Annotated in this window: 3 protein-coding genes; 2 read left to right on the forward strand and 1 reads right to left on the reverse strand. The window is 73.6% G+C overall.

What is annotated here, in order from left to right; translation table 11 throughout:
- Positions 1-251: 251 nt before the first annotated feature.
- Complete coding sequence (locus tag ACFWRV_RS36075; RefSeq protein WP_384340371.1) at positions 252-524, forward strand: hypothetical protein; 273 nt, start codon at positions 252-254, stop codon at positions 522-524.
- 14 nt (positions 525-538) lie between these two features.
- Here ACFWRV_RS36075 and ACFWRV_RS36080 read toward each other — a convergent pair whose 3' ends face one another.
- Entirely contained in the window at positions 539-1,285 is a 747-nt protein-coding gene (locus ACFWRV_RS36080; protein ID WP_384340373.1) for a ferritin-like fold-containing protein, read from the reverse strand.
- Positions 1,286-1,736: 451 nt separating this feature from the next.
- Between ACFWRV_RS36080 and ACFWRV_RS36085 the strand changes: the two genes are divergently transcribed.
- Positions 1,737-3,965: a DEAD/DEAH box helicase gene (locus ACFWRV_RS36085; RefSeq protein ID WP_384340375.1), complete on the forward strand. Its 2,229-nt coding sequence runs from the start codon at positions 1,737-1,739 to the stop codon at positions 3,963-3,965.
- Positions 3,966-3,993 lie beyond the last annotated feature (28 nt).

A 3,993-nucleotide genomic window follows, 5' to 3' on the forward strand; every position in this document is an offset into this window, starting at 1 on the left:
TTTTTTTTTTTGGTCGCCCCCCCCCCGGGGGGGGGGGGGGGGGGGGGTTTTTGTTCCTGGGGTGGCTTGTACCCGGGGGGGGGCGGGGGTTTTTTCCCCCCGCCGCCCCGCTCCTGTGTCGTGTGCGGGGCCGCCGCAGGGTTCCCGTACGGGTCGGAACGGGCCGCTGGAGGGTTGCCCGCCGCGGGCGGGGGGTAGTACCGCCTACGACCGATTTGCCCGCCCCGCACACCCCCGCGAGGTGATCCTCTGTGATCTGGGAATCCTTCGGCGCCGCCGTGCTCGGACTCGCCCTGTCCTGGGCGGCGCTCCGATCACTGGCCGACCGCCTGCCGTCCGGCCGTGCGGTTTATCTCACCGGCGCGCTGGGCGCCCTGTTCGGCGCGTATCTGACGCATGCCGCGCTGGGTCCCGGCCATGTACTGGTGACGCTGATCGGAGCCGTGTCGGTCGGGGCGGTGACGCTGTCGCTCCTGATCCGTCCACGCGGCCGCCGCCTCGCCCGGTCGGCGGCGGCCCAGTAGCGGGGCCCGAAGCGTTACGCCGCCAGCCCCAGCGCGGCCATCCGCTTGGTGTGGGCCTCGGTGATCCGGGAGAACATGCGGCCCACCTCGGCGAGGTCGAAGCCGTCCGCGACGCCCCCCACCAGCATTGTCGAGAGGGCGTCGCGGTCGGCGACCACCCGCTGGGCCTGCGACAGCGCCTCGCCCATCAGCCGGCGCGCCCACAGCGCGAGCCGCCCGCCGAGCCGCGGGTCGGCCTCGATCGCGGCGCGCACCTTCTCCACCGCGAAGTTCCCGTGGCCCGTGTCGTCGAGCACGGCCAGCACCAGGGACCGGGTGTCGGTGTCCAGCCGGGCCGCGACCTCGCGGTAGAAGTCGCTGGCGATCGAGTCGCCGACGTACGCCTTGACCAGGCCCTCCAGCCAGTCGGAGGGCGCCGTCTGGCGGTGGAAGTCGTCGAGCGCCTTGGCGAACGGCTCCATCGCGGCGGTGGGGTCCTCGTCCACGGCGGTGAGCCGTCGGCTCAGCTGCTCGAAGTGGTGGAACTCGGCGGCGGCCATCTTCGCCAGCTCCGCCTTGTCCCCGAGGGTCGGCGCGAGCTTCGCGTCCTCGGCCAGCCGCTCGAAGGCCGCCAGCTCTCCGTAGGCGAGGGCGCCGAGCAGGTCCACGACCGCGGCGCGGTACTGCGGGTCGGCGGCCGCGGTGGCCCAGTCCTGGGCGGCGATCCCGGTGGTTCCGGAAGCTTCGGCGGGGGTATCGGTGGCGTGGTCTGGCGTCTCCATGAACGGAACGATAGCCCGCTCCGCGCGGGGCGGAAGGGCCTGGTCAGCCGGGGGCGTCATACCGTTCCGATGAATTCGTCCAACACACATGCGCGAATCCGGGGTACAGTGGTATTGCGCCTACTGAGCACTGTGCTGTGCCAGGGGCGCGCCCTATGAATGAGGATGCCCGGTCGGTGGCCCGATCGGCTCCGACCCGACAGCCCTCCACGCGGTGCGTACGACACGTACGACTGCAGATGAGGGGCCCCCTCAGCGGCACGAGCGCTCGAGCGACGGCAGTGGTCCCGCGCCACCCGGCCCATCCACGGCCGGATGACCAACCCCGGCACGGTACGACCCCCAGCGTTCGCCTCGGACCGCGTCTCACAGAAGAGGCAGCACCCTGACTACGTTCCGCGACCTCGGCATTCTTTCCGAGACGGCCGAAGCCCTTGAGGCAGTCGGCATCATGTCCCCCTTCCCCATCCAGGAGCTGACGCTCCCCGTAGCCCTCTCCGGCTCCGACGTCATCGGCCAGGCCAAGACCGGCACCGGCAAGACGCTCGGCTTCGGCCTTCCGCTCCTGGAGCGCGTGACCGTCCCCGCCGACGTCGAGGCGGGCCGCGCCACGCCCGAGCAGCTGACCGACGCGCCGCAGGCGCTCGTCGTCGTCCCCACCCGCGAGCTGTGCCAGCAGGTCACCAACGACCTGCTCACGGCCGGCAAGGTCCGTAACGTCCGCGTTCTCGCGATCTACGGCGGCCGGGCGTACGAGCCCCAGGTCGAGGCCCTCAAGAAGGGCGTCGACGTGATCGTCGGCACCCCGGGCCGCCTGCTGGACCTGGCGGGCCAGCGCAAGCTGGACCTCTCCCACATCCGCGGGCTCGTCCTCGACGAGGCCGACGAGATGCTGGACCTGGGCTTCCTGCCCGACGTCGAGCGCATCATCACGATGCTGCCGGCCAAGCGCCAGACGATGCTGTTCTCGGCCACCATGCCCGGTGCCGTCATCAGTCTCGCCCGCCGCTACATGTCGCAGCCGACGCACATCAACGCCACGTCGCCCGACGACGAGGGCACGACCGTCAAGAACACGGTCCAGCACGTCTACCGCGCGCACAACATGGACAAGCCGGAGATGCTCGCCCGCATCCTCCAGGCCGACGGCCGCGGCCTCGCGATGATCTTCTGCCGTACGAAGCGCACGGCCGCCGACATCGCCGAGCAGCTGGAGAAGCGCGGCTTCGCCTCCGGCGCGGTCCACGGCGACCTCGGCCAGGGCGCCCGCGAACAGGCGCTGCGCGCCTTCCGCAACGGCAAGGTCGACGTCCTGGTCTGCACCGACGTCGCCGCGCGCGGTATCGATGTCGAGGGTGTGACCCACGTCGTCAACTACCAGTCGCCGGAGGACGAGAAGACCTACCTCCACCGCATCGGCCGCACCGGCCGCGCGGGCGCCAAGGGCATCGCGATCACGCTGGTCGACTGGGACGACATCCCGCGCTGGCAGCTGATCAACAAGGCCCTGGACCTGAAGTTCCCGGACCCGCCCGAGACGTACTCCACCTCGCCGCACCTCTTCGAGGAGCTCGGCATCCCGGCGGGCACCAAGGGTGTTCTGCCGCGCGCCGACCGGACGCGCGCCGGTCTGCGGGCGGAGGAGGTCGAGGACCTCGGCGAGACCGGCGGCCGCGGCCGCAAGGCCGCCGCTCCGGCCCCCGCCCGTGAGGAGCGCGAGCCGCGCACCCGTACGCCGCGCCAGCGCCGCCGCACCCGTGGCGGGGCCGGCGCGGAGGCGGGCGCCGCGACGGTGCCCGCACCCGCCAAGGAGGCCACCCCGGTCGCCCCGGCCGGTGACGAGGCGTCCGACGCGCCGCGCACGCCGCGCCGTCGCCGCCGTACCCGCGTCAGCGCCCCCGAGGGGGTCACCGAGGCGGCCGTGGCGGTCGCCGAGGCCCCGGCGGTTCCCGCCCCGGTGGCCGAGGCCGCTCCCGTGGCCGAGCCGGTCGCGGAGGCCGTGACGGCCGTGGCGGAGACCAAGCCGCGCCGTCGTCGCAGCCGTGCCGCGGTGAAGCCGGTGACCGAGGAGACGGCCTCGCCCGTCGCCGCGGCTCCGGCCGTCCCGGCCCCGGCCGAGTTCCAGACCGTGGCCGTCGCCGCGGGTGTCGCGGAGCCGGTCGCCGAGCCGAAGGCCGTCAAGCCGCGCCGCCGCACCCGGATCGTGAAGCCGGCCGACGAGGTCGACTTCCAGATCGCCCCGGCCGCCGAGCCGGAGCCCGAGGTGAAGACGCGTCGTCGTCCGGCCCGCGCCACGAAGCCGAAGACGGAGTCGAAGGCCAAGGCCACCGAGTCCGCGTCGGCCGAGCCGAAGGCCCGGGCGACCAGGACGACCAAGTCCCGCGCGAAGGCGGAGACGGCGGAGCCCGCGGAGAAGAAGACCGCGAAGACCGCCTCGAAGGCCACCGCCGAGGCCGTCGTCACCGAGCAGCCCGCCGTCGAGGCCCCGGCCGTCGAGGCGGAGGCCAAGCCGCGCCGCCGCCGGGCCACCCGCAGCGTCACCTCGACCGCGACCCAGGAGGCCGCCGTGGTCTCCGAGGCCGAGGCCGTGGTGAGCGAGGCGGCCGCCGAGCCGAAGCCGCGCCGCCGCCGCGCCACCCGCCCGGCGGGCAAGGCGTCGGCGACGACGACCGAGAGCTGACGCTTCCGGCGACACGGCAGCAGAGACG

Origin of the sequence: Streptomyces sp. NPDC058576 (assembly GCF_042718715.1) — a bacterium.
GTDB lineage: Bacteria > Actinomycetota > Actinomycetes > Streptomycetales > Streptomycetaceae > Streptomyces.